The organism is Arthrobacter sp. R1-13 (genome assembly GCF_054161475.1).
In genome coordinates this window covers 743,913-769,987 of the sequence record NZ_CP096420.1, presented here as the reverse complement: position 1 = coordinate 769,987, position 26,075 = coordinate 743,913, and the positions used below count along the sequence as shown (strand labels likewise).

Here is a 26,075-nt window from a genome sequence, read left to right as displayed (position 1 = left end):
ATCACTGCAAGACCCAGCTCTGAAATCTAGGCGAAGTCGGAAACTGCCGGATCCGGGCCGATCCGTCCACCGCCTTCAGCCGTCTTGTCCAAGGCGTTGATGGCCTGGATATCTTCAGCATCAAGGATCACATCCAGGGCAGCATAATTCTCCTGGATACGGGATTCGGTGACGGACTTCGGAATAACAACGTTCCCAAGTGCCAAATGCCAGGCGATGACAACCTGAGCGGGGCTGGCATTGTGCTTGTCGGCAATCGCGGTGATTACCGGGTGCTCCAGAAGCTCCCCGCCCTGGCCCAGCGGAGACCATGCCTGGGTCAGGACGCCCAGGGAGTTATTAAAGGCGCGCAGCTCGGCCTGGTTGAAGAACGGGTGAAGCTCGATCTGATTGATTGCGGGCACAACGCCGGTCTCATCGATCACTCGCTGCAGCCCCTCTTTGGTGAAGTTGGAGACGCCAATGGACTTAACCCGCCCGCGCTTCTGGAGTTCGATGAGCGCCTTCCACGTGTCCACATACTTATCCTGCTTGGGCTGCTCCCAGTGGATCAGATACAGATCCAGGGACTCCAGGCCCAGGCGTTCCAGCGAGTCCTCAAAGGCCGTCAATGTTGATTCATAGCCCTGATCGGAGTTCCACAGCTTGGTGGTGACGAAAATGTCCTCAGGCGCGAGACCGGAACGCTCAATGGCCCTGCCCACACCAGCCTCGTTGCCGTAAATCTTCGCGGTATCAATGTGGCGGAAGCCGGCTTCAAACGCCTGGACCACTACCTTCTCAGCTACATCGTCCTCAACCTGCCAGACCCCGTAGCCGAGCTGGGGAATGGTATTGCCGTCATGAAAGGTCAGTACGGGTGAAGTAGTCATGCATTTCATCGTGCCAATAAAGCCGGCGGTCCGGCCAGCGCACGCGCCCGGATCAGCTACCCGCGTAACCGGGAATAAGCACCGTCCGGGCTAACGCTGAGTTATGACTCCGGCAAGGAATCTGCCAAACGCTGCTCGGCGTCGGCAATCTGCTCGAACACTGCTTCCGCCCGCCGTCGTACGGAAGCCGCTCCGACGGGCACTGGACCGACAGCGAGGCGCAGCATAGCGGCAGCCTCCGCTGTGGTGGCCAGCGAGTTGCCGGCCTTGGACAGTGAACGGTGCACACCCGCAAGGGCACCCGGAATATCGAGGCCGTCGCTGGGTGAGCGACGCTGGGCCTCGACGCAGACCAGCCGGACGCGCGGAGAGAGCGCAGCAAGTTCATTGGCAATGTCCACGAGCTCCTCGTAGAGCTGCGGGTCTTCCACGCCTTCCAGGACCTGGTGGTAGCGATCCAGGCCACGGTGGAAGCGGTCATGGGCGCGACGCCAGAGACCCTTGCCGAGTTCAGCGTCGTCTTTCCGCCCTTGCCGTGCGGAGGTGAAAAAGCCCAAGCGATGCCCTAAAGGTACTGGCCAGGACCGTGGTCCGGGTCCTCCGGCCTGCCGGGGACGGGAGCGCCCTGCCCGGGACGGGCCGCGGGTGCACGTTGGGGCTGGCCATTTTCGCCTATGACAACCCCCGGGGCGATGACAGTACCCGGCGGCAGCTGGCGCAATTGCATCTGGGCCATGGAATGTTCACGGGCAGCGTGCTGGGCGGCAATGGCGGTTTGGATCCCGTGGAAAAGCCCTTCGAGCCAGCCGACCAGCTGCGCCTGGGCAATACGAAGCTCGGCGTCCGAGGGAGTCGCATCATCGGAGAACGGAAGGTTGATCCGCTGTAATTCCTCAACGAGTTCCGGGGCTAGCCCGTCCTCGAGTTCCTTGATGGAGCGCTCATGGATTGCAGCGAGCCTGCCGCGTGCGGCGTCGTCCAGGGGAGCCGACTTCACCTCATCCAGGAGCTGTTTGATCATGGTGCCTATCCGCATGACCTTGGCGGGCTCATCCACCAGATCCTGGACGGCGTTCCTCGGTTTGGAATCCGGCCCGGCCGCCGCTACCTCCACAGAGGGCTGACTGCCGTCATCGATGGGTGTCCCCTCCACAGGGGTCTCTTCTACTGACTGAGTGTCTGCGGGATCGCTCATGGGTTCATACTCTCATGACCGGCGGATACGTTACGCCTGTCCGGTGAGGGATGAACGACGGGGCCGTTCATCCCTCACCGTTTACTTCAACAGCATCGTCCTTGCGGATTGTTGTCCTGACGGTCGGTCCTGTCGCGCCAGAACTCCCGCTCGCTCAGTGGCGGGCCGTCATGCCCGGATGCCTCGTGGTGCTCCAGGTATTTCCGGTACGCGTCGGCACCGACCAGGGCGCCAAGATACTGGGCAAAGCCGCGGAACCCTGCCTTCACTCCGTTCATCAGTGATGTCCGGATCTCTCAAGCCGCTTATCCGCAGGAAGCTTGTTCCATTCCGCCATCAGCGCACGTTCTGAAGGGGTTGGAATCAGGCCAGCGGGTGCGTAGACCCGGGATGCGCTCGCCTGGTCCTCGTGATCCTTGTTGGGGATGCCCGAGGCTGCGTTCCTGAAGGCCTTCACAGTAGCCCGCACCGCGGTGATGATGACGATGATGCTCAGCGTCACGAAAATCACCGACAGCCAGCCCTGCACGGTGGTGTTTCGCACAACGGCTTCCATCGCTGTCACCGTCTTGGCCGTACCGAAGGAGGTCTTGCCCTCGTCGAGTGCCTTGGAGAATGCGGCGTTATTCGCGAAGTAGCCCACAGCGGGGACCGGAGAGAAGATCTTGTGGAAGCTCGCCGTAATGGTGACAACGGCAGCAAACGCAAGCGGCGCCGCCACAATCCAGATGTACTTGAAGGACCCGCGCTTGGCAGCAATGGCCATGCACACCGCCAGTGCAATGGCGGCCAGCAGCTGGTTGGCGATTCCGAACAGCGGGAAAAGTGTATTGATGCCGCCGAGCGGATCGGTGACACCCATCAGCAGAACAGCGCCCCACGCTCCGACCATGACGGCTGTGCAAAGCCAGGCCCCGGGACGCCAGGACGCTTCCTTGAATTTGGGGACAAAGTTTCCGATGGAATCCTGAAGCATGAACCGCGCAACACGCGTGCCGGCGTCGACCGCTGTGAGAATGAAGAGCGCCTCGAACATGATGGCAAAGTGGTACCAGAACGCCATCATCGAAGTGCCGCCGATGAACTGCTGCATGATGTGCGCAAGGCCCACGGCCAGCGTCGGAGCCCCGCCTGTCCGGGAAACGATGCTTTCTTCGCCGACGTTTGCCGCTGTCTGCGCCAGGAAGTCCGGTGTGAGGTTGACGCCGGACAAGCCCAGGCTGTTGACCCAGGCCGCTGCAGTTTCTATGGTTCCCCCCGTCAGGGCGGCCGGAGAGTTCATGGCAAAGTACAGGCCGCGGTCGATGGAAATGGCGGCAACGAGGGCCATGATGGCCACGAACGACTCCATCAGCATCCCGCCGTAGCCAATGAGCCGGGTCTGGCGCTCCTTTTCGATGAGCTTGGGGGTGGTACCGGAAGCGATGAGGGCATGGAACCCCGAGAGCGCCCCACAGGCGATAGTGACGAACAGGAACGGGAACAACGCGCCGGAAAATACCGGGCCGTTGTCCCGGCTGGCGAACTCGCTGAAGGCCGGGACGGTAATTTCCGGGCGGACCACAATGATGGCCAGGGCCAGCATCACAATCACGCCGATCTTCATAAACGTGGAGAGGTAGTCACGCGGCGCCAGGAGCAACCAAACGGGCAGGATCGCAGCAATGAAGCCGTAGACAATGAGGCCCCAGGCGATAGTGACCTTATCCAGGTGGAAGAAGGCGGCACCCCACTCTGTGCCAGCCACAGCACCGCCGCCAATGATTGCAGCCATCAACAACACGAATCCGATGATCGATACTTCCAGGACCTTGCCCGGACGGATGAAGCGCAGGTACACCCCCATAAAGAGCGCAATCGGGATGGTCATGCCCACCGAGAAAACGCCCCAGGGGCTTTCGCCGAGGGCGTTCACGACGACGAGCGCCAGGATGGCGACGATGATCACCATAATGAGCAGCGTGGCCACGAGGGCGGCAGTGCCGCCGATCAGGCCAAGTTCTTCGCGGGCCATCTGCCCCAAAGAACGGCCACCGCGGCGCATGGAAAAGAACAGGACAAGGTAATCCTGGACGGCACCGGCAAGAACGACGCCGATGATGATCCAGATGGTGCCCGGAAGGTATCCCATCTGAGCCGCGATGACAGGTCCGACGAGGGGACCGGCGCCTGCGATGGCAGCAAAGTGATGTCCGAACAGGACGTTGCGGTCAGTGCGGACATAGTCTTTTCCGTCCGCCTTGTATTCAGCTGGTGTGGCGCGGCGGTCATTCGGCTTGGTGATGTAGCGTTCGATCACCTTCGAGTAAAAGCGGTATCCGATCAAGTACGTGCAGACCGAGGCAAAGACAAACCAGATGGCGTTTACCGTTTCGCCCCGGACAATGGCGAGCATGAACCACGCCACGCCGCCTAAAAGTGCAATTGCTACCCACAGCCCGATCTTGGCCGGGGTCCATTTAGCGTCTTCAGCTTCCTTGGCCTCATTCACCGCGGTAGCGGGAAGGGCCGGATCGCCTTCCAAAAGATCCTCCGACAATGTGTTCGGCGATTCTTCTTCGTACGTTTTTCCCACGTCTCCTCCTTGAGAACCCGGTAGAGCGTTGTGCTCGTTTTCGCCGGGCGGAGCCCCACATCCCCCGACGCAGTGCTCACAGTACTTGACGTCACCGCTCGTCGGAACATCATTACAAAGGGTCAAATTGCATGACAACCGAGCCGCCCTGGGGTTGACGCCAGCTCACGGGGCAGGCCTGGCAATCGAAGGAGGCCCACCGTTGGCTTGGCTTAGGCCGGCTTGGCTTGGGCTGGCTTGGCTGAGGCTGCCCGGGCTCGTGTTTCCGGCGCTCCCATTGGAGTTCTGCGAGAGCTGGATCATGCGGGCTTCGCAGAGGTCAAGCCACCGGACCTCCGCCTCTGTCTGGAAAATCAGCGAGTCCAGCACAAGCAGCGAGGCGGTATCCACGGTGCGCTGGTTCGCCGCTGTGTCCCTGCGGGCTCTGGTGTACTCCTGGAGCGCAGCCATTGAAGCTGTCCGTTGAACCTGAATGATGGCACTCACATCTACTCCCGGCAGGGTAACCGCCAGGGCGAGTTTGATGGCGAGTTCGTTTCGTGGCGGACTGTCCCGCTCCACCGGCGCGGCGAACCAGCTCTGAACCTGTGTCCGGCCCGCCTCGGTGATGCTGTAGATGACGTGGCCGGCGCCGTCGTCGCCGTCTTTCTTCACGAGACCGTCACGCTCCAAACGGTCAAGCGTGGTGTAGACCTGGCCGATATTCAGGGGCCAGGTGGCCCCGGTCCGGTCCTGGAATTCCACCCGTAACTGGTAGCCGTAGCGCGCCTGGTCCTGGAGCAGGGCCAGAAGACTGTGACGAACGGACATTCGGCTCCCGCTGATAGCCGGACACCGGTACGCACGCGCCCCCAAGCTAGACGCGTGCATACCGCGTATGGAACAACCCTAGCGTTGTGGAACCCCAGGACAAAAACCCACGCCGCAAATCTCGGATTTAGATGACGAGCAGGACTTTGCCCATGTGTTCACCCGAGTCGAAGTACTCGTGGGCGGCGCGCACCTGGTCCAACGGGAAAGTTTTGGCTACCAGAACCTTGATTCTGCCATCGGAGAGCAAGGGCCAGACTGACTCTCGGACGGCGTTCATGATGACGGCTTTTTCCTCCGATGGCCGCGGACGCAAGGCGGTCCCGACGATCGCTGCCCGTTTGCCCAGGAGTTTCCCGAGGTCCAACTCCCCTTTGGTCCCGCCCTGAAGGCCAATCACGATCAAGCGTCCATAGTCAGCGAGCGCGTCGACGTTCTGCTTCAGGTATTTGGCCCCGACGACGTCGAGAATCACATCCGCGCCCCGCCCGCCGTTTTGTGCACGGAGGCTCGCACCAAAATCTTCCTCGGCATAGTTGATGGCGATATCGGCGCCGAGGAATGCTGTTGCGGTGCTGACCTTCTCCGCCGTTCCGGCAGTTGTGGCAACTTTGGCCCCGAAGGCCTTCGCCAACTGGACGGCCATGGTTCCGATGCCGCCGGTGGCACCATGGATCAGCACAGTCTCGCCGGGCTGCAGTTGCGCCGTCATCATGAGGTTGGAGTAGACAGTAGCCGCTACCTCGGGCAGCGCGGCTGCAGTGACCAGGTCTACGCCGTCGGGGACCCTCAGGACCTGCCCGGCGGGCACGGCCACCTGCTCGGCGTATCCCCCGCCTGCGAGCAGCGCCACTACTTTGTCCCCCATGCTGAACGGCTTGGCAACGTCGGGCCCAAAGCCGGCGATCCGTCCTGATACCTCCAGCCCGGGAATTTCCGAGGCACCCGCCGGAGGCGGGTAATAACCCTTCCGCTGCTGGACATCCGCCCTGTTAAGGCCTGCGGCGACGACGTCGATAAGCACCTCACCGGGACCGGGAACCGGTGCGGGGACGTTCCGGATTTCCAGGGCTTCAGGCCCTCCGGGCTGCGAGATGTAGACGGCCTTCATTGAAAACTCCCCGTTACCTAGCTGATTCCTGCGCCCGGACCCTGGTTCCGGCTGCACTTTTTCCATTGTCACCGAAAGGCTTGCCGGAAGTGTTTCAGCAACACTGTTTTTGTCGCAGCCAACTGCCTATGAAACACTACTGTTACTGGAAGGTTGTCCGAGCGGCCGAAGGAGCTAGTCTTGAAAACTAGTGTGCGGTAACCCCGTACCAAGAGTTCGAATCTCTTACCTTCCGCGAACAAGTGCCCCAGGTTCTGAATTTCATCAGAACCTGGGGCACTTTTCGCTTAAGAGCCATTGAAACGGTCGGTGCCTCGGCATAGTGTCTGTCCTGTCGCCCGCTGCCCCAACAACCATGCGGTGGTGGCCCATCGCTGTTGATGCACTCAACACTGACTATCTAGGAGCAATCATGCCCACTCCTGACATCCACCCAGGTGATCCCTGCTGGATCGACCTCATGACCTCGGATGCGGAAAAAGCGAAGTCCTTCTATGGCGAACTCTTCGGCTGGACTTTTGAGACCGGCGACCAGGAGATGTACGGCGGCTACGTTTCGGCCGCCAAGAACGGCAAGGCAGTAGCCGGCATTATGCCCAAACAGGAAGACCAGGCCGGCATGCCCGACGCGTGGTCCACCTACCTCGCCGCGGAGGACGTCGCGGCGACCGCCACCGCCGTCGCTGAACACGGCGGTCAGGTGTTCATGGAGCCCATGGATGTGCCCGAGCAGGGACAAATGGCATTCTTCGGGGACCCGGCGGGTGCTGCCTTCGGTGTGTGGCAGCGCCGTGAGCACAAGGGGTTCCAGATTGCGGCCGAACCCGGCGCCCCGGTCTGGCACGAACTCCATGCGAAGGACTACCCCGCCGCGATCAGGTTCTACCAGGACGTTTTTGCCTGGGAGACGGAGGTCATGAGTGACGCTCCGGATTTCAAATACATAACCCTTGGAGCCGGGGATGGAGCCCGGGCAGGAATCATCGACGCTTCACTGTTCCTGCCTGAGCAGATTCCGTCCCACTGGCAGGTGTATTTCGGGGTTGAGGACACCGATGCCGCCGTCGAGAAGGCGGTTTCCATGGGGGCCTCCGTTCTGGAGCCGGCCCAGGACAGCCCGTTCGGCCGGGTAGCTACCCTCGCCGATCCTACGGGCGCCACCTTCAAGATCATTGAGGCTGTGGACCAGGGCGCCTAAAGCAGCCAAGGAGGCCTCCGGGGCGCCTAGTTCCGCACCTTGGAGGCCTTTCAACAATTTGCTGTAAAAATACCGGCCGGGAGCTTCCCTCGAAGCTACTGGCCGGTATTCTTTTGGCATGTCAGGGGTGAAACGTTTCGCTGGGGGACGTTTCATCGAATGCACGCCCAGGTCATCCTGCGTTCATTTAACGCTGTTTTGATGTGCCGGAAACTACTTGACCAGGAGTACAGGCCGGTCCCGGTGTCCGTTGGTACAACCCGGATGCCTTCAATGAGGTCCCTCACCCAGGGCCACCTAACGAGAGTCAGAGCGAATGCACCGTACACCTTGGAAAATCGCGCTGGGTACAGCACTGGCGGCGGGGCTCATCGCCCCGCTGGCAGCTGTTCCGGCCGTTGCGGCAGAGGTCTCACCAGCCGCAGGCAGTTCACCAGTAATCATCAACGAGGCCTACCTCAGCGGCGGAAGCGCAGGGGCGGCCTATAAGAACAAATTCGTTGAGCTTTACAACGGCTCCGACGTCGCAGTGCCACTGGACGGCTGGTCACTCCAATACAGGGCGGGCGGAGGTACAGGACTGCCCAACAATGTGGCTCCCCTTAGCGGCAGCATCCCCGCCAAGGGCCACTACCTGATCAAGGGCGCCACCAACAGCGCCACATCAACGGCAGCCGAACTGCCCACCGCAGATGTTGTGGCCACTGGCTTCAACCCGGCGGGAACCACCGGAACAATCGTCCTGGCCAGGCAGACAACCGCCATAAACCCGTTGCCTACGGGTTCAGTGGTTGAAGCGGCGAACATCGCTGACCTGCTGGGATATGGGACCACCAACACCTTCGAAACCCAGGCAGCCACAGCCCCTGGCGGAAACACAGACGTTAAAAGCCTCAACCGTACCGGCGGGGCGGACAGCAACAGCAATTCAGCCGACTTCACCCTGAGTGCCTCGATCACCCCCACGGCCGCCGGCGGAACAGGAAATCCGGGTCCAGGAGATCCTGGCCCTGTAGATCCCGGTCCCACCCCGGCGCCCATGGTGAAATCAATCGCCGAAATTCAAGGCACAGGCCCCGCCAGCCCTCTTGCCGGCAGCACTGTTACCACCAGTGGCAAAGTCACAGCCGCCTTCCCTACCGGCGGCATCGCCGGTTTCTACCTCCAGACGGCGGGAACGGGTGGAGACCTCACTCAGGCCAACCACCCGGCGTCGGACGCTGTTTTTGTCTACTCGCCCTCAGCGGTGGGGTCAGTCCAGATCGGCGACTTCGTGGAGGTGACCGGCGCAGTCAGCGAGTTCTTCGGAATGACGCAGCTCACGGCGTCTGACGTGGGCCAGGTGCGCAAACTGACTGAACCTGCCGCCGAGGTGAAAGCCACCGGGTTCAGCCTTCCCGCAGAGGAAACCTTCCGGGAATCCCTCGAGGGCATGCTTCTCGCTCCGCAAGGTCCAGTCACCGTCACTGACAACTACTCACTGAACCAGTACGGCGAGATCGGCCTGGCGGGCGGCACTGCCCCGCTGGTCCAGCCAACCGCAGTGGCCCCTTACGGATCCGCTGAGTACAACGCCGCCGTCGCCGCCAACGCTGCGCGCGGCATCAAGCTCGATGACGGCGCCACCACAAATTTCCTCAAGGATGCGGCCACCAAAGGACAGGTCCTGCCGTACCTCACTGCCACTGATCCTGTGCGGGTCGGAGCCCCCGTCACGTTCACCACCAACGTGGTGCTCGGCTATGCCAACAACGCGTGGAAGCTCCAGCCGCTGACAGCATTGACCGCCGGTAACGCTGCCACTGCCCAGCCCGCAACCTTCGGTGGCACCCGGACAGACGCTCCCGCGGCCGTCGGAGGAAACCTGAAGATTGCCTCCTTCAATGTGCTGAACTACTTCCCCACAACCGGCGACCAGGTGGCCGGCTGCAATTTCTACACCGACCGCAACGGAAACCCGATCACGGTCAAGGACGGCTGCAACGTCCGCGGGGCGGCCAACGCTGAGAACCTTAAGCGCCAGCAGGACAAGATCGTCGCCGCCATCAGCAAAGCCGGCGCCGACGTCGTTTCTCTTATGGAGGTGGAGAACTCCGCCCAGTTCGGCAAGGACAGGGATGACGCCCTTGCCAAGCTTGTTGAGGCCCTCAACGTCGAAACGCCAGGGGTGTGGGATTACGTCCGCAGCCCGGCCAATGCTCCGCCGCTGGCTGACGAGGACATGATCAGGACTGCTTTCATCTATAAGAAGGCCACCGCCCTCCCAGTAGGCGAATCCATCATCCACAACGACACCGTTGCTTTCGCGAGCGCCCGCAAGCCGCTGGCGCAGGCGTTCAAACCGGCAGGCGCGGCTGATGACAAGAAATTCATCGCCATCGCCAACCACTTCAAGTCCAAGGGCTCACCTCCCCCGGCAGATCCCTCGGACACGGACAAGGGTCAGGGCAACGCCAACCTCGCACGTACAGAACAAGCCAAATCCCTTCTGGCATTCTCCAACGAGCTCCAGCGCTCGCAGGGCACTGACAAGGTCTTCCTGATGGGAGATTTCAACGCCTACGCACAGGAGGATCCGCTCAACGTTTTCCGGGCGGCCGGGTATGTAAACCAAGACGAAAAGGCCCGCAACACGGACGGCTCAGCCAAACACTCCTACCTCTTTGGCGGACTGGTGGGTTCCCTTGACCACGTGCTAGCCTCCCCCGCCGCCAATGCGGTTGTTACCGGCGCTGACATCTGGAACATCAACTCTGTGGAGTCAGTGGCTCTGGAGTACAGCAGGTACAACAACAACGTGACCAACTACTACGCTCCCGATCAGTTCCGTGCCAGCGATCACGATCCCGTGGTGGTGGGCCTGGACCTGACTACCGAAACTCCCGCGACCGCAGAGCTGAACTTCCTGGGCATCAACGATTTCCATGGCAGGATCGACAGCAACACGGTCCTGTTTGCCGGGACCATCGAGAAACTGCGTGCCGCTGCACCGGGTCCCACCGCCTTCATCTCGGCGGGCGACAACATCGGTGCCTCACTGTTCGCCTCGGCTGTCGCCAAAGACCAGCCCACCATCGATGTCCTCAATGCCCTCGACCTGAAGGCCTCGGCAGTGGGAAACCATGAGTTCGACGGCGGTTTCGCCGATCTCCGGGACCGAGTCATTGCCGGGGGTGCCAACGCCAGGTTCGCGCACCTTGGGGCGAATGTGTACAAGAAGGGCACCACCGAGCCGGCGCTGCCGGAGTACACGGTGCTGGACATGAACAGCGTCAGGGTTGCTGTGATTGGAACCGTCACGCAGGAGGTTCCGTCGCTGGTCACTCCCGGTGGGATCACCGAACTGGAGTTCGGTGATCCCGTCGACGCAATCAACCGCGTCGCCGCCCGCATTACCGCTGAAGACCTTGCCGACATCATCATCGTCGAAAACCACGACGGCGCCGGCTCGGGAGCACCCGAAGGCGCCACTCTGGAGGAGGAAGTCGCAGCAGGCGGCCCCTTCGCACGGCTCGTCAACCAAACATCCGCAGAAGTGGATGCCATTTTCAACGGGCACACGCACAAGGAGTACTCCTGGGACGCGCCTGTTCCCGGCGTCGAGGGCAAGACACGCCCCATCGTCCAGACCGGCAACTACGGCGAGAACGTCGGCCAGATCCAGCTCACGGTAGATACAGCCACCATGGCCGTGACCGGGTACAAAGCCGGCAACGTCAAACGGTTCGTGCCCACTGCCACTGAAACGGCGGCGGACATTGTCGCCAAATACCCGCGCGTGGCAGCAGTGAAGACCATCGTGGACAAGGCCATCGCTGACGCCGCGGTAATCGGTAACCAGCCGGTCGGCAAGGTCACCGCGGATATCACCACGGCGTTCAGCCCTGATCCCGCCGGCGGTCCTGCTAAGCGTGATGACCGCGCCAGCGAATCCACATTGGGTAACCTCGTGGCCGATTCCCTCGCTGCCAGCCTGGGAACGGCGGAACTCGGCGGCGCGGAGATCGGCGTCGTGAATCCCGGCGGTTTGCGGAACGAGTTGTACTTCGCACCTGACGGAACCATCACCTATGCCGAGGCCAACGCCGTACTGCCGTTCGTGAACAATCTATGGACGACGTCCCTGACCGGTGCGCAGTTCAAGACGCTGCTGGAGCAGCAGTGGCAGACGAATCCCGACGGCACGGTGCCCAGCCGCGCCTACCAGCAACTGGGGCTTTCCAAGAACGTCAACTACACGTTCGACGCCGCCCGGCCCGCCGGAGACCGCATCACCTCCATCCGCGTGGGCGGGGTCCCAGTTGATCCGGCGAAGGCCTACCGGATCGGGACGTTCAGCTTCCTCGCCACAGGAGGGGATAACTTCCGGGTCTTCAAGGAAGGAGCCAACACCAAGGACTCGGGACTCGTGGACAGGGATGCGTGGATCAAGTACCTGCAGGAACACAATCCCGTATCCCCCGATTTCGCGCGGCGCAGCGTGGCCGTAGTGAACACGACGGCCACTGACGTCAAAGCGGGCGAGCCTATCTCGCTGGCTGTCTCCAAGCTGGATCTCGCCTCACTCGGCAGTCCGGTGAACACTTCCCTGAAGGCCGTCTTTGTTGACGCTTCCGGTGTGTCCACCGAGCTTGGCAGCATCGGCGTCTCCGGCGGCGCCGCCACTGTGGACGTCAAGGTACCGGCCGGTGCCGCGGTAGGAACGGCAACGCTTGTCCTCACCGCTGCGGAATCCGGGACAGTGATCAAGACCGATGTCCGTGTGGCGTCCAGCGGACCCGTTCCTCCTGTCTGCACCGCACCGGTTCCGCCCGCCAAGTGGTACGACGTCCGCGGCTGGATCAGGTACGCCTTCGCTCTCATTGAGTACCGGAAGTGCCTGAAGGGCTGATCTATCAGAAGCAGGGGCATGCCTTCCGATAACGGGAGGCATGCCCCCTTTGCCTTGCCCTGACGGCATCAGGAAGGAGGGAAGCCTCAGTCAGGCAGAAAGTCAGAGTCCCAGGATGGCGCGGGCGATCTCGTCGGCGTCCCGCAGGGTCCGTTGCCCGCTCGGGTAGACCGGTCCATGTTGCTGCCTGGCTTCGGCTGCAATCGCGGTGCCCCATTGCGCCGCCGATAACTGCAGGCCAAGAACATAGAGGCCGTTTGTAACAGAGCCGTTCGCGGCCACAGCCCGGTAGGGATGCGGCTGCACATCCAATCCGGAGGTTTCCACCGGAGTACCCTCCGCTGTCATCATGAGCCGCGGCCTGACGAGCCCGTCGGCCAACAGCTGTTCCAGCAGCGTGGACTTGTTTCGGGCCACCCTGTTCGCCGGGGCCAGCGCTTCAAGGAGAGTGCTGGCCTTGACGCTGCCGGTCCTGACCCAGGGGGAAGCGGCCGAGAACTGCCGGGACGTCCTGTCGAGGTAGAACTTGGGATCGGGGCCCACAAAACTGACCACTCCGGCACGGGCGAGAGCAGCCAGCTGCTCCGAGCGAATGGCAGGCGGACCGCTGGCCAGCCCTTCGACGAACGACTCGAACCAGCCGCGCAGGCCGCCGACCCAGGACTCATCGGTGATGCCGCCGTCGGCCACTGCCGATTTCAGCACCGCCCGCCCGTGATGCAGGGCGCCAATGGTCATTTTGACGGGATCGTCTTCACCGAGGGCTGAGCGGCGGGCGTCGTCCTCCAGATAGTCCACGACGGCGGCGTCGAGGTCACTGCGGGATGCGAAGGACCTTCCGGCCAGCGGGGCGGCCAGCCCTAGAAGGTCAAGTCTGCCGGAAGGCACCACATGCGCCGCGACCACCCGGTCCACTTCGTTTTCCCATTTGACGGTGCTGTGCGCGTGGGGACGCAGAACCTCCTCAAGCGCCTCCAGGAACAGAGCCGGTTCGTTCACGGCAACGGGGCTCGTCCTGACCAGCGTTGTGTAGTAGGCCCAGAGGGCATCGCGGTGCAGCAGCGGCCACAAGTCATGGTCGAACGAGGGGACAATGCCGGCTGAGGCAAACCTGGCCAAGGCTGCGTCTGTCAGGTATCGGAGGCTCACGGCATGGGGATAATAGCCCGCCAAGGCTGCCTTGGCGCGGTACGGCGTCCCCCGGCGGGAGGCTGCGATGATCTTTGGCTCTTGGCCCGAGGGCAGGTACTCCAGTGCGTAGCGCCCGGAAGAACCGGGAGCGCCCTGACTCACGGCATCCACGTACTTCCCGCCGCGTCCCTCGGTGAGTTGGCCCATCACGTCAAAGAAGTTCAGACCCATCCCGCGGACCAGCACGGGTTCGCCCGCCGGGACAACGGACCAGTCCACATCCGCTGGTGCCGCCGGAGGGAGGTAGAGCAGACCGAACTGGCGGGCGCCTGCCTGCAGGGCGCGCTGCTCCGCGTTGAGCCTTGCCTCCAGGTGCCCCAGGGCCAGGACCACTGACTGAACGGCGAGGGAGCCGCCGTCGTCGAGCCCGACGTCGAACGTTCCGTTGCCGGTATGCCGAACCGAAACGGCTGAGGTTTTGTGGAACTGGATGGTGACGCCGTCGGGAAGACGGCCGAGCAATTCCTCCAGCGTGGTGCTCAGGTACCGGCCGTACAGGGCACGGCTCGGAAAATCTCCGGCTGCGAGGGTGGAGAGCTCGGCCCGTTCCTCGGCAGTCAGCGATGGCAGGGGCTGCTGCTGCTGGTCCTGGCGCCACCGATCAAAAGTGCCGCCCGCCAAAGGAGGGGCCAGCTGCGGGTCCTCGGGGATCAGCGTTGGGTAAAAGGACTGGGTGTTCATGAGATAGAGCCTGGATTGACCTGACTGCCACACATGGCCTGGTCCGGCGGGATAGGGGTCCACAACGTCAATGTGGAGGCTTCCAGCATCGGGATGGCCCTTTTCGGAGGCAGGGCGGGCTGCCCAGTTGGCCAGCAGGCGTTCCAACACGCTGGTACCCCTGGGTCCGGCGCCTATCAGTGCCGCCCGGATCCTTTGAGATATGCCCACGGCATCCAGCGTATCCGCATGTGGCGTGCCTGCTTGACTTGCTAGCGGTGTACCGATGTTGCTTGGATGGGCCCATGACCACCACCGAAGCTGACCAACAGCCCACGTCCGGCCACACCTCGGCTCCGGCGACAGCCCCCGAGCCCATCGACGAGAACATCTGGCTGGAGAAGATTTACGGCGAGGAGCAACTGGCCTGGGTCCGCGAACAGAACGCCCGCACTGAGGATCTGCTTGAGGACTCCGACTATGCCGAACTGGAGGAGCGGGTCCTCGAAGTCCTTGATTCCACGGACAAGATCCCCATGGTGGGCAAGCATGGAAGTTGGTACTACAACTTCTGGAAGGACGGCAAGAACCCCAAAGGCCTGTGGCGGCGCACGTCTTGGGACAGCTACCGCAGCGGGTCCCCCGAGTGGGACGTTCTCCTTGACGTTGATGCGCTGGCTGCCGACGAAGGAGAGGAATGGGTCTTCCATGGAGCTGACTTCCTGAGGCCGCCTGCAGGCGAACAGCACCGGCTGGTGCTCCTCGCCCTCTCCCCCGACGGTGGCGACGCCAACCGGTACCGGGAGTTCGACGTCGTCAACCGCACCTTTGTTGACGCCGCTGATGGCGGCTTCGACCTGCCTACGGCAAAGGGCAATGTCTCCTGGCTGGACGCGGACACGCTCCTGGTGGCCTCCACCGCGGAAGAACTGCCGAAAACGGCATCATCCTACGCCCGAACGGGTGTGATCCTGCGGCGGGGCGGCTCGCTGGCCTCCGCTGAGCGGCTCTTTGAGATCCCCGAGGACCACATGATGGCGCTCATCTCCCACGACTCCACACCGGGGTTCGAGCGCACTTTCGCCGTTGACTGGATCGATTTCTTCAACCGGCAGACATCAGTACTCCGCGATGGCTCCTGGCTGCGGATCGACGTTCCCACTGACGTCAACCTCAGCCTCCACCGTGAATGGTTGCTCTTCAGGCCGCAGGGCGACTGGACAGTCAACGGCACCACGTATCCTGCCGGATCACTGCTGGCCGCGGACTTTGAGAATTACCTGTCAGGCGGACGGGAACTGGTGGTCCTGTTCGCTCCTGACTCAAGCACGTCTCTTCAATCGTGGAGCTGGACCCGCAACTTCCTCCTGCTGAATCTGCTCCGGGACGTTTCCTCCGAGATCCGCGTCCTTGATCCGTCACGGCCGGCCGAGGAAAGCGGTTCAGCCTGGGGTTCCTCCGCACTGGACGCCTGCCCGCCCCTCCATGACGTCACGGCCTACGCCGTGGACGATGAGGATGAGGACCAGGTCTCCGCGGACGACTTCTGGCTCGTCGCAACCGGGTTCACCACCCCCAGCACCCTGACCCGCGGAACGTTGAAGCGCGAGGGCAATACGGTGGGCAGCACCCATGAAGTGATCAGGTCCTCGCCGTCGTTCTTTGACGACTCGGCCTACGAGGTCCAGCAGCACTTTGCGGTATCCGAGGACGGCACCAGGGTGCCGTACTTCCAGGTGGCATCCAGGGACCTGGTCCTCGATGGGCAGAACCCCACCCAGCTTTCCGGTTACGGCGGCTTCGAGATTTCCCGGACCCCCGCCTACAGCGGAGCCATCGGACGGGCCTGGCTGGAGCGTCGCACTGTTGGCACCGCAGGCTCTGACAGTGGCGGTTCTAAGGGTGGTAAGGGTTCAGACGGTGCAGCCGGCCACTCCCGTGGCGGAGTTTTCGTGGTGGCGAACATCCGCGGCGGAGGGGAATACGGCCCTTCGTGGCACCGGGCTGCGCTGAAGGAGAAGAGGCACCGCGCCTATGAAGACTTCGCCGCGGTGGCAAGGCATCTGGTTTCCCGGGGCGTAACGTCACGCGAACGCCTGGGCTGCGTGGGCGGTTCCAATGGTGGGCTGCTGGTGGGCAACATGCTCACGCAGTACCCGGAATTGTTTGGCGCCGTGTCCTGCGGTGTGCCCCTCCTTGATATGCGGCGCTACACGAAGCTGTCCGCTGGCCACTCCTGGATTGCCGAGTACGGCGACCCCGACAACCCTGAGGACTGGCATTTCATCAGGACCTTTTCGCCGTACCACCTCCTCAGGGACGGCGTGGACTATCCGGAAACATTCATCTGGACGGCAACCTCAGATGACCGTGTCGGCCCGGTCCAGGCGCGGAAGATGGCGGCCCGCATGCAGGCCATGGGGATTCCCAACGTCTGGTACCACGAAGCACTCGAAGGAGGCCATGCAGGTGCATCGGACAACCGCCAGGCCGCAGCCCTCCAAAGCCGAAGCCAGCACTTCCTGTGGCGGGCCCTTGCCGGACGGGCCGGATGATCCAAGCGGGAACGGGCCGCTGTCCGTCGGCAGGGTGGACTGAAGGATGCAGAGGAGCTTTCCGGCGTGCACTTCCAATGCTGCGGGCCGCATTCCCGAACCGTTTTGCACTGAATGGCCCGTTCTGCGTATCCTTGGTGGGCTAGTAATAGCAATTGGAGACGTGCCAGAGCGGCCGAATGGGCTTCACTGCTAATGAAGTGTGGGGCACAACTCCACCGGGGGTTCAAATCCCCCCGTCTCCGCGTTGGGTCCCGGTCATCGACCGGGACCTTTTGCGTAGGGCGACAACCTGACGCAGCCCTCCAAAGGACCGTGTGAGGATAAGCGGATGGCAAACAACAGCAGTGTGGCGGCAGCCTCCTGGAGCCCCCGGCTTGCCTTGCTTGTGGCGGCCACCTTCTTTATGGAATTCCTCGACGGCACCGTGCTGGTCACCGCCATTCCGAGTATCGCCAGAGATTTCGGCGTTGCACCAACCGACGTCAACATCACGATGACCGCCTACCTCATGACGGTGGCCATGGGGATTCCCATCAGCGGCTGGCTGGCGGAAAGGCTCGGGGCCCGGAACGTATTCTGTGTCGCCATAGCCACCTTTACGGCAGCTTCCCTGCTCTGCGCCCTCAGCCAGGACCTGACAATGCTGACGTTGAGCCGGATCCTGCAGGGCGCGGGCGGCGCGATGATGGTCCCGGTAGGAACACTGGTGGTGCTCCGCGGGACACCCAAGCAGGACCTGCTGCGCGCCACCGCCTACCTCGTCTGGCCCGGGCTCCTGGCACCGGTGTTGGCTCCCGTCATCGGCGGGGCGCTGACCAGCTACCTGTCGTGGCAGTGGATCTTCCTGATCAACATTCCCCTGGGGCTTGGCGCCTTCCTGGTTGCGCTGCGGCTGATTCCGCAAGGAGCCGGCAACCGGGACCGCCGCCTTGACTGGCCCGGGCTGGCCCTCACAACGTTGGGCGTGGGGTCCGTAGTGGTGGGGCTGGAATATGCAGGCCATCATCCCTCCGATGTCCTCCCCTGGGCTGTCGTCGGGTTCGGGTTGGCGCTCCTCGCCGCTGCTGCCGGCTGGATGCGCCGCAGCGGGCATCCCCTCTTCGACCTGGGAGTTTTCTCCACCAGGACATTCCGTGCAACGGCCACCGGAGGCTTCATCTACCGGCTCACCATCAGCGCCATCCCGTTTTTGCTTCCCCTGATGTTCCAGGACGCCTTCGGGTGGGACCCTTTGCATGCCGGAGCGATGGTGGCCGCCGTATTCGCGGGAAACATCGGCATCAAGCCAGCCACCACCCCGCTGATCCGGCGTTTCGGCTTCAAGCCTGTGCTGGTGTTTGCCTCCTTTGCCTCGGCCATCACCTTCGTTTTATGTTCAATGCTCGACGCCGGCACTCCCGAAGCGCTGATTGCTGTGCTTCTGGTGGTCAGTGGAGCTGCCCGTTCCATTGGCTTCTCGGCCTATGCCTCGGTGCAGTATGCGGACATCGTCCCGGCGCAACTGCCCTCAGCCAACGTGGTGTCCGCGACCCTGGTGCAACTGGCCGCAGGCTCGGGCATTGCTTTGGGTGCCCTCTTCCTGCGTATTTTTGAAAGCACCGGCGCCCTGGGCTGGGACTCCATTGCACCGTACCGTGGCGCGTTCCTGGCGATGGCTGCCCTGATGCTCTTGAGCACTTTGGACAGCCTGTCCCTGCAACGCCACGCTGGCGCCGAAGTAAGCCGCGGGCGGCAGCCCGAGCGGAAGGCAGCGCCTTAGCTCCTAGCCTGCCTGCGCCAGCACCAGGGGCAAAACTGCTCCGGCGCCTGCTCGTCGGAGGGCGCGGGCAGCAACCGTGACGGTCCAGCGGCTGTCGGTGAGATCGTCCACGAGCATGATGCTTTGGCCGGAGAGTGGTTCCAAAGCGGCAGCGAGCGCCGGTCCCACAGCCAGGCGATCCCAGACGCCGGCGAGCCGGTAAGCGCTGTTCCCTCCCCTGGCGCCGGTAGGACCTCCGTGCTCTAGCTGAAGCTGGCCCAGATACGGAATGCGGCCTACCCCTGAAATGCCTTGGGCCAGTGACTCCACCAGGACCGGCTTGCTCCTGGAGGGAATACTGACGATTCCAGCAGGCCTGCCTGCCCCGCTCCAACCCGGCGCACGCTCGCTGCCCGCACCCCACTCCCGAAGAACCTGGACGCACGCCTGAAGCATGGCCGGGTCGATCTCCCGGTCAGGGGCGCCGGATGCGAAGAGCTCGCGCAGGGAACCGCCCCAGCCAAGGTCTGTGAGCCTTCCAAGAACACGTCCCTCAGCTACATTCTCATCCGCTTTGATTTTGCCCTTCACCTGTACGCCCAGCCGGTCCATCCCGGTGGGCCACTGAAGACGGGCCTCCAAGGCCACACCTGCGCGGCTGAGCGTGGCCCCCGCAGCCTCAGTTGCTGAGGAGTTGATGTCGGTAGGGAACCAGCGCCCCGCACAGTTGTCGCAACGTCCGCAAGCCCTCGCCGTCGCATCATCGAGGACCGAGGTGATGTACTCCATCCTGCATCCGGCGGTGTCCTGGTAAATGACCATGGAGTCCTGTTCGTCCACCCGTGCTTCAGCAATACGGCCGTATCTTTCTGAGTCGTAAACCCAGGGCATCCCGGTGGCGCGCCAGCCTCCGCCTACCCGCTCCACTGCTCCATCCACGGCCAGAACTTTCAGCAGCAACTCCAGCGGTGTCCGGCGCAGGTCCACGCGTGCTTCCAAGGCCACCGTGGACACAGCGCTTCCGGCGTCCGCCAGGGCAGTGAGGACAGCAGCAGCCTTTTCTTCGGAAGGCATGGACGCCGTGGCAAAGTACTGCCAGATATCCCGGTCCTCGGATCCGGGCAGAAGAAGTACGTCAGCGTTGGCCGCCCCTCGACCGGCACGGCCAACCTGCTGGTAGTACGCCACGGGCGATGACGGGGCTCCAAGGTGCACAACGAAGCCCAGATCCGGCTTGTCAAAACCCATGCCCAGCGCGGAGGTGGCAACCAAGGCCTTGACCTGGTTGTCCTTAAGCTGCTGTTCCGCCCGTTCCCGGTCCGCGGGGTCAGTTCGCCCCGAATAGGCCAGGACCTTGTGACCGGCTTCAGCCAGCAGCCGCGCGGTATCCTCCGCAGCGGAGACGGTAAGCGTGTAAATGATGCCGCTTCCTGGTAACTCCGCAAGATGCGTCAGCAGCCACCCGAGCCTGTCGCGGGAATCGGGGAGGTTGAGTACCCCCAGCCGCAGGGACTCCCGGCCCAGGGCGCCACGAATGGTCAGTACATCCGCGCCGAGCTGTTCTTCAATATCGTGAACCACCCTGGAGTTGGCGGTAGCTGTGGTCGCCAGAACCGGAACAGTAGTCGGAAGTTCGGTGATCAGGTCTGCGATGCGCCGGTAGTCGGGCCTGAAATCGTGCCCCCAGTCCGAAATGCAGTGGGCCTCGTCAATGACAAGCAGGCCGGTCCGCCGGATCAGTTCCGGCAACTGATTCTCCCGGAACGAGGGATTCGTGAGCCTCTCGGGTGACACCAGCAGCACGTCCACCTCATCCGCCGCCAAGTGCTCCCGGACGGTATCCCACTCGAGCTGGTTGGCCGAGTTGATGGCGACAGCCCTGACTCCGGCCCGTGCCGCGGCGGCCACCTGGTCCCGCATCAGCGCCAGCAGCGGGGACACGATGAGGGTGGGCCCGGCACCGCGACGGCGGAGCAGGAGTGATGCCACGAAATACACGGCGCTTTTCCCCCAACCGGTGCGCTGGACCACGAGCGCCCTGCGCCCGTTGCCAACGAGTGCCTCGATAGCCTCAAACTGGCCATCGTGGAAGTCAGCACCAGGATGGCCAACAAGCTCCCGCAACACTTCAAGCGCCTCGCCGTAGATGGCAGAAGCGGATGAGGATACAGATCCGGCATCGGCGGCAGGAGCGGAAGGAAGAGCAGTGTCTTCAAGAGCAGGGGCATCTCGGTTGGTGAGCATTGCTTCAGTATCCCAGCCACCTCCGACAGCCCAAAAGAAAGCGCTCCTTCCATGTGGATAACGGGACAGGTCTGCCCCGGAAAGGGGAACAGGGCGTTTCCCGCTTCAACGTAAGATGGAACGCGTGACTAGCGACCAGACAAAGACTTTTGACCTCTCGGCGGCCTTCAAGGCCTATGACGTTCGTGGCATTGTGGGAGAATCCATCACTGCGGAAATCGTCGAAGCCGTTGGGGCAGCTTTCGTTGACATCCTGGCCCTTGAAGGCAAGACGGTTCTTGTCGGCGGGGACATGAGGCCATCCTCTCCGGAGTTCAGCAAGGCCTTTGCCAACGGCGCAGCCACGCGGGGCGCCAATGTCCAGTTGCTGGACCTGATCTCCACCGACGAGCTCTACTACGCGTGTGGCGCCCTCGATGCGGCAGGGGCCACATTCACGGCCAGTCACAACCCCGCGGCCTATAACGGCATCAAAATGGCCAAAGCCGGAGCCGTTCCCATCTCCTCGGAAACCGGGTTGAAGGAGATCCAGGCACTCGCTGAGGAGTACCTGGCAGCGGGCACGATTCCAGCGGCACCCAGCCGCGGCCAGATCGGCGTCCATGACGTTCTCAAGGACTACTCCAAATACCTTCGCAGCCTTGTGGACCTCACCGGTTCACGCCCGCTCAAGGTAGTCGTGGACGCAGGCAACGGCATGGCCGGCCTCACCACTCCTGCTGTCCTGGGCGACACCCTGCTGCCCAAACTCCCCCTCGAGATCGTCCCCCTTTACTTCGAGCTGGACGGTTCCTTCCCGAACCACCCGGCCAACCCCCTGGAACCGGAAAACCTCCGCGACCTCCAGTCCGCCGTCGTCGAGCACGGGGCAGATATCGGCCTGGCCTTTGATGGCGACGCTGACCGCTGCTTTGTCATCGACGAAAAGGGCGAGCCGGTGTCGCCGTCGGCCATCACCGGGATGGTGGCCCGGCGCGAAATCGCCCGGGCCAAAGCCCTGGGCGAAGAAACCCCCACCATCATCCACAACCTCCTGACATCAAAGGCAGTGGCCGAACTCGTGGAGCACGACGGCGGCCGCGCCGTCCGCACTCGGGTGGGCCATTCCTTCATCAAGGCAGTCATGGCCGAGGAAGGCGCCGTCTTTGGAGGCGAGCACTCGGCACACTTTTATTTCCGCGATTTCTGGAACGCGGACACCGGCATGCTCGCGGCCATGCACGTGTTGGCGGCTCTGGGCGAACAGCAGGGTCCGTTGTCGGAGCTAGGCCGCGAGTACGAGCCTTACGTGTCTTCCGGAGAGATCAACTCCGAGATAGAGGACAAAAACGCGGCAGTGGAACGGGTCCGCAACAACTTCGAGAACGAAGATGTTGAGATCGACTACATGGACGGCAGCACCTTCACCGCCAGGGACGGCAGCTGGTGGTTCAACCTCCGCCCTTCAAACACTGAGCCGTTCCTCCGGCTCAACGCTGAAGCCGTAGACAGGGCCACCATGGAAAGCCTGCGCGACCGCGTCCTCGCCCTGGTCCGGAGCTAGTCCGCCCTTTGCCATGACTGATGCATCCCCGAACACCAGTACAACCGGCGACGCCGCGTTCCACGGAACATCCCGGCCTGAAGCCTCCGAGCCTGTAACCTCCGACCCGGAAACCTCCTGGCGCAGCTCGGTGGCCCCGGCCACTGCGACGGATCTGGAAAACCTGCTGGGCACCGGAGTCGGCGCCGCCCAGGAACAACTCGGACGGAACGGCGGGTTCCTGCCTTTTGCGCTCGTGGTGGAGAACGACGGCGAGGTCCGCCTGGTGGCGGTCACGCCGTCGGACTCCCCGGCCGGGTCCGACGCCGACTTTGATGCCGATTCGATGATCAGCGACCTGAGGGAGCTGCTCAAGCAGAACCGGGACGATTTCCGGGCAGCGGCAGTGGTTTGCGACATCACCTTGCTTGAAGAGGACACCGACGCTATCCACGTGGCAACGGAGCACCGGGACGGGGCTGTCTTTTCCGCCGTCCTTCCGTACACGACGGAGGCCGACTCGGGCGAGCTGACTTTCGGACAGCTCGCAGCCGACTCAGATGAACCCACCGTCTGGGTGGACTAGCCACCGCTGCCAGTCGGGTTAGATCCAGGCCGTCCTTCGCAGTGGCGGCTGGTCCCCTCCGGCCTTCTGAACCAGAATCTGGTTGACGCCGGTGGTGCCGTCCTCAAAGCCGAGGGCACTTGCGGCCATATACAGCCGCCAAACCCGTGCGCGCCCTGCTCCGCCGGCCTCTACCGCTTCATCCCAGTGATCTTCGAGGTTCCGCACCCAAGCCCGGAGCGTGAGCGCGTAGTGCCGGCGGAGGGCCTCAACGTCCAGCACCTCCAGGCGGGCCGCCTCAAGGGCCGTGACCATCTCGCCCAAGCTAAGCATCTCGCCATCGGGGAAAACGTAGCGGGGAATGAAGGAGTCCGGGTCCGGATCCGTGGGCCCGGCGTTCCACGAGATGGCGTGGTTGAGGAGCCGGCCGCCGGGGCGCAACAGGTCGCGCAGCTGGGACGTGTACCGTGGCATCTGCTCGCTGCCCACATGCTCAGACATTCCAATGGAGCTGATGGCGTCAAACGGGCCATCGTTGACGTCGCGGTAGTCCTGGATCCTGATCTCCACTCTGTCGGTCAGCCCGGCTTCAGCCACCCGCTTGCTGGCCAATGCGGCCTGTTCTGCCGAAAGGGTGACCCCGACGACGTCGACACCGTAACGCTCGGCGGCATGGAGGGCGAAGCTGCCCCAGCCGCAACCCACGTCCAGCACGCGCATGCCGGGTTCCAGGCCCAGCTTGCGGCAGACAAGATCGAGTTTGGCCTCCTGGGCGGCCTCAAGGCCGGTCTGCTCGTTCTCCCATACAGCGCAGGAGTAGACCAGTGACGGACCGAGCACCATGGCGTAGAAGTCGTTGCCGACGTCGTAGTGATGGGAAATCGCCGCGGCGTCCCTTTTCTTGGAGTGCCGGCGGCCGTGGCGTCCGACATTCGCTTCTTCCGGGGGCGGTGCCGGATTGGGCCCCAGAGCACCCAGCCGGAAAGCCGTCCTGACCAGCTTCAGGATTTCACGAGCCGTCAATGAGCGGGCAGGGGCACCCTCGGCAAACTTCGCGATGGAATTCAAAGCGGCAAAGGTCTCAAAGATGTCACCGGGAGCATCGATATCGCCGGAAACGTAGGCGCGGCTCAATCCGAGCTGCCCCGGGGCCCACAGTATCCGTCGCAGGGCCCGCCTGGATCGGAAGATTACCAATGGAGCCTCAGGCGGGCCTGCCTGTGAACCGTCCCACGCCTGTACACGAACCGGGATGTCCTCGGCTCCCAAGACAATAGCCAGTGCTTGAGCGAGCCGTTGTGCCACACCTGTAGTTTTCGTCATCTGCATTGCCTCTCTCCCCATGCCATGGCCTGAACTCCAACCTACTCCCCAGAGGTATCAACGTGAGGTGACCGCGGCCGAAGACACGCCCGGTCGCATCATGTGCCAATCGACGTGCGCAATCAGCGTCTAAAGGGACCGCGGGGCAGGGCGTAGCTCCGCGTGTACCTCGCCCGCTGCCCAAAGGCGGACCATCGCACTGAACAGTTCTTCGTTTTCAACATTCCAGACATGATGCATTCCCGGCGCGATCCTGAACACTGCGTGCGGCAGCAGAGAGCCCAAGCCAGCGAAGGAAGCAGACACAATTGCCGGCTCCTTCTCCCCTGCCACGGCCAGCAGACGGCCAGGGAAGAATCCCAGTTCTTCAGGGACTGCGCCCGCATACACCTCCCGGAGCATCCGTTCCGCATTGGAACGCCGGACCGACAATCCATGACGGACGTACAACTCCACGGAATCTTTCGGCAAACGGAACGCCTTTGCTTGTCCCCGCCAGAACCAGGCCCTCTCCCAGAACGCGAACTGCAAGGCTGCAAGCCATCGCGTAGGCCCCCGCACCTCTGCCATCACCGCTCCGCTAACCAGCACGGAAGACGCAATTCCGGGGTGCCTGGCGATGAGGTGGAGAGCGACGACGGCCCCCATGGACAGCCCCACGACGTGAACCGGCCCTGGTTCTGCCTGCTCGGCGATGAAGGCGGCCACTGCGTCCGCTGTCCCTGCCAGATCTGTCCATTCCTCTGCCACCCTGCCTCCAAAACCAGGCAGGTCAGGGGTGAGGATCCAGTAGTCACGAAGTGCTTTTACCTGCGGGTCCCACATCCAGTTGGCGACGTTTCCGCCGTGCAGGAACACAATGGTCCCGCCGGTCGGAGCCCCGGCATCTGCTGTGCGGGGATGGACCTCGGGGTAAGTATCTGCCTGCGCACTCATACCAGTTCCTTTTCGATGTCCTGCAGCCATTCGAGTTCTGCTTTCAAGTGCCGGATCCCGTTCCTCAAGGTGGCAAGCTGAAAGTAGAGCGCCTCCCCCGGCGTAGCGGCACGGCTTGCATCCAGCTGCTCCTGCAGCGAGGCAAGATAGCTGAGGGCAGCCCCCCGACGGCGGTCAAACAGATTGTGCAACTGCTTCTCATCGAGCTGGGCGGCGAAAAACACCCGCCCAAGGAAGGCATTCCGTTCAGCGTCAGGTGCCGGATCAGTTTCGAGCCACTCAAGGAGCGCCGCCCTCCCACGCTCAGTGATCCTGTGCACCTGTTTGGACGGCAGACCATCTTGCTGCACGGTTTCCGCGCTGCAGAACCCATCTTTGACCAGCGCTGTCAGAGTCCTGTAAATCTGCGCCTTATCGGCGGACCAGAAGTGGTTCACGGTCGCGTCAAAATGCTTCTTGAGCTCGTAGCCCGTCATGGGCGCGAGGCTGAGCAAGCCCAGAATCAGGCGGGAAAGTGTCATAACTTATGGTGACATATCTACTAGTAGATTTGTCAACTACTAGGCTTAGGAAGGGCAGTACGCGTTCTCCTGACTTGTCCACCTTCGAGGGCATCTATTCAGGTAGAAATACAGCGGCTCCGCACCTTTCCAAAGAAAGGTGCGGAGCCGCCGTCGTAATCAAAG

General features: G+C 62.8%; 18 protein-coding genes and 2 tRNA genes. 8 read left to right on the top strand and 12 right to left on the bottom strand.

What is annotated here, in order from left to right; translation table 11 throughout:
• Positions 1-26: 26 nt before the first annotated feature.
• From M1D88_RS03790 to M1D88_RS03760, 7 genes are all read right to left on the bottom strand, one after another.
• Positions 27-872, bottom strand: a complete 846-nt coding sequence (locus M1D88_RS03790; protein WP_458113267.1) for an aldo/keto reductase — start codon at positions 870-872, stop codon at positions 27-29.
• 101 nt (positions 873-973) lie between these two features.
• Positions 974-1,429: a hypothetical protein gene (locus tag M1D88_RS03785; RefSeq protein WP_458113266.1), complete on the bottom strand. Its 456-nt coding sequence runs from the start codon at positions 1,427-1,429 to the stop codon at positions 974-976.
• Positions 1,430-1,437: 8 nt separating this feature from the next.
• A complete protein-coding gene (locus tag M1D88_RS03780) occupies positions 1,438-2,067 on the bottom strand; it encodes a bacterial proteasome activator family protein (RefSeq protein ID WP_458113265.1) in 630 nt (209 codons plus the stop codon).
• Between the two features lie 86 nt (positions 2,068-2,153).
• Positions 2,154-2,345 (bottom strand): YbdD/YjiX family protein, encoded by a 192-nt coding sequence (locus tag M1D88_RS03775; protein ID WP_458113264.1) that lies wholly within the window; start codon positions 2,343-2,345, stop codon positions 2,154-2,156.
• On the bottom strand, positions 2,345-4,642 hold the full coding sequence (locus M1D88_RS03770) for a carbon starvation CstA family protein (RefSeq protein ID WP_458113263.1): 2,298 nt from the start codon (positions 4,640-4,642) through the stop codon (positions 2,345-2,347). Before M1D88_RS03770 ends, M1D88_RS03775 begins: the two co-directional genes overlap by 1 nt.
• A gap of 165 nt (positions 4,643-4,807) precedes the next feature.
• Complete coding sequence (locus tag M1D88_RS03765; protein ID WP_458113262.1) at positions 4,808-5,452, bottom strand: PadR family transcriptional regulator; 645 nt, start codon at positions 5,450-5,452, stop codon at positions 4,808-4,810.
• A gap of 127 nt (positions 5,453-5,579) precedes the next feature.
• Positions 5,580-6,563: an NAD(P)H-quinone oxidoreductase gene (locus M1D88_RS03760; protein ID WP_458113261.1), complete on the bottom strand. Its 984-nt coding sequence runs from the start codon at positions 6,561-6,563 to the stop codon at positions 5,580-5,582.
• A 147-nt stretch (positions 6,564-6,710) separates the two neighbouring features.
• On the opposite strand from M1D88_RS03760, the gene M1D88_RS03755 reads away from it, so the two are divergent.
• From M1D88_RS03755 to M1D88_RS03745, 3 genes are all read left to right on the top strand, one after another.
• Positions 6,711-6,798: transfer RNA gene (locus M1D88_RS03755), tRNA-Ser, on the top strand.
• Between the two features lie 177 nt (positions 6,799-6,975).
• Positions 6,976-7,761 carry a VOC family protein gene (locus M1D88_RS03750; RefSeq protein ID WP_458113260.1) on the top strand — a complete coding sequence of 262 codons (786 nt, stop codon included), beginning with the start codon at positions 6,976-6,978 and terminating at the stop codon, positions 7,759-7,761.
• 316 nt (positions 7,762-8,077) lie between these two features.
• Positions 8,078-12,652, top strand: coding sequence for an ExeM/NucH family extracellular endonuclease (locus M1D88_RS03745; RefSeq protein WP_458113259.1), 4,575 nt, complete (start codon positions 8,078-8,080; stop codon positions 12,650-12,652).
• Between the two features lie 102 nt (positions 12,653-12,754).
• Here M1D88_RS03745 and M1D88_RS03740 read toward each other — a convergent pair whose 3' ends face one another.
• Positions 12,755-14,734, bottom strand: coding sequence for an FAD/NAD(P)-binding protein (locus tag M1D88_RS03740; protein ID WP_458113258.1), 1,980 nt, complete (start codon positions 14,732-14,734; stop codon positions 12,755-12,757).
• A 74-nt stretch (positions 14,735-14,808) separates the two neighbouring features.
• Between M1D88_RS03740 and M1D88_RS03735 the strand changes: the two genes are divergently transcribed.
• From M1D88_RS03735 to M1D88_RS03725, 3 genes are all read left to right on the top strand, one after another.
• Entirely contained in the window at positions 14,809-17,058 is a 2,250-nt protein-coding gene (locus tag M1D88_RS03735; protein ID WP_458113257.1) for a prolyl oligopeptidase family serine peptidase, read from the top strand.
• A gap of 157 nt (positions 17,059-17,215) precedes the next feature.
• Positions 17,216-17,303: transfer RNA gene (locus M1D88_RS03730), tRNA-Ser, on the top strand.
• A gap of 86 nt (positions 17,304-17,389) precedes the next feature.
• A complete protein-coding gene (locus M1D88_RS03725; protein ID WP_458113256.1) occupies positions 17,390-18,820 on the top strand; it encodes an MFS transporter in 1,431 nt (476 codons plus the stop codon).
• A gap of 3 nt (positions 18,821-18,823) precedes the next feature.
• On the opposite strand, the gene M1D88_RS03720 is transcribed toward M1D88_RS03725, so the two are convergent.
• Complete coding sequence (locus M1D88_RS03720; RefSeq protein ID WP_458113255.1) at positions 18,824-21,043, bottom strand: RecQ family ATP-dependent DNA helicase; 2,220 nt, start codon at positions 21,041-21,043, stop codon at positions 18,824-18,826.
• A gap of 124 nt (positions 21,044-21,167) precedes the next feature.
• Between M1D88_RS03720 and M1D88_RS03715 the strand changes: the two genes are divergently transcribed.
• Complete coding sequence (locus M1D88_RS03715; protein ID WP_458113254.1) at positions 21,168-22,586, top strand: phosphomannomutase/phosphoglucomutase; 1,419 nt, start codon at positions 21,168-21,170, stop codon at positions 22,584-22,586.
• 13 nt (positions 22,587-22,599) lie between these two features.
• Positions 22,600-23,151: a hypothetical protein gene (locus tag M1D88_RS03710; protein ID WP_458113253.1), complete on the top strand. Its 552-nt coding sequence runs from the start codon at positions 22,600-22,602 to the stop codon at positions 23,149-23,151.
• 18 nt (positions 23,152-23,169) lie between these two features.
• On the opposite strand, the gene M1D88_RS03705 is transcribed toward M1D88_RS03710, so the two are convergent.
• The 3 genes from M1D88_RS03705 to M1D88_RS03695 all read right to left on the bottom strand — a co-directional run bounded on the left by M1D88_RS03705 (position 23,170) and on the right by M1D88_RS03695 (position 25,910).
• On the bottom strand, positions 23,170-24,453 hold the full coding sequence (locus tag M1D88_RS03705; protein ID WP_458113252.1) for a class I SAM-dependent methyltransferase: 1,284 nt from the start codon (positions 24,451-24,453) through the stop codon (positions 23,170-23,172).
• Positions 24,454-24,582: 129 nt separating this feature from the next.
• Entirely contained in the window at positions 24,583-25,389 is an 807-nt protein-coding gene (locus M1D88_RS03700; protein ID WP_458113251.1) for an alpha/beta fold hydrolase, read from the bottom strand.
• Positions 25,386-25,910, bottom strand: a complete 525-nt coding sequence (locus M1D88_RS03695) for a PadR family transcriptional regulator (RefSeq protein ID WP_458113250.1) — start codon at positions 25,908-25,910, stop codon at positions 25,386-25,388. Before M1D88_RS03695 ends, M1D88_RS03700 begins: the two co-directional genes overlap by 4 nt.
• Between the last annotated feature and the right edge of the window lie 165 nt (positions 25,911-26,075).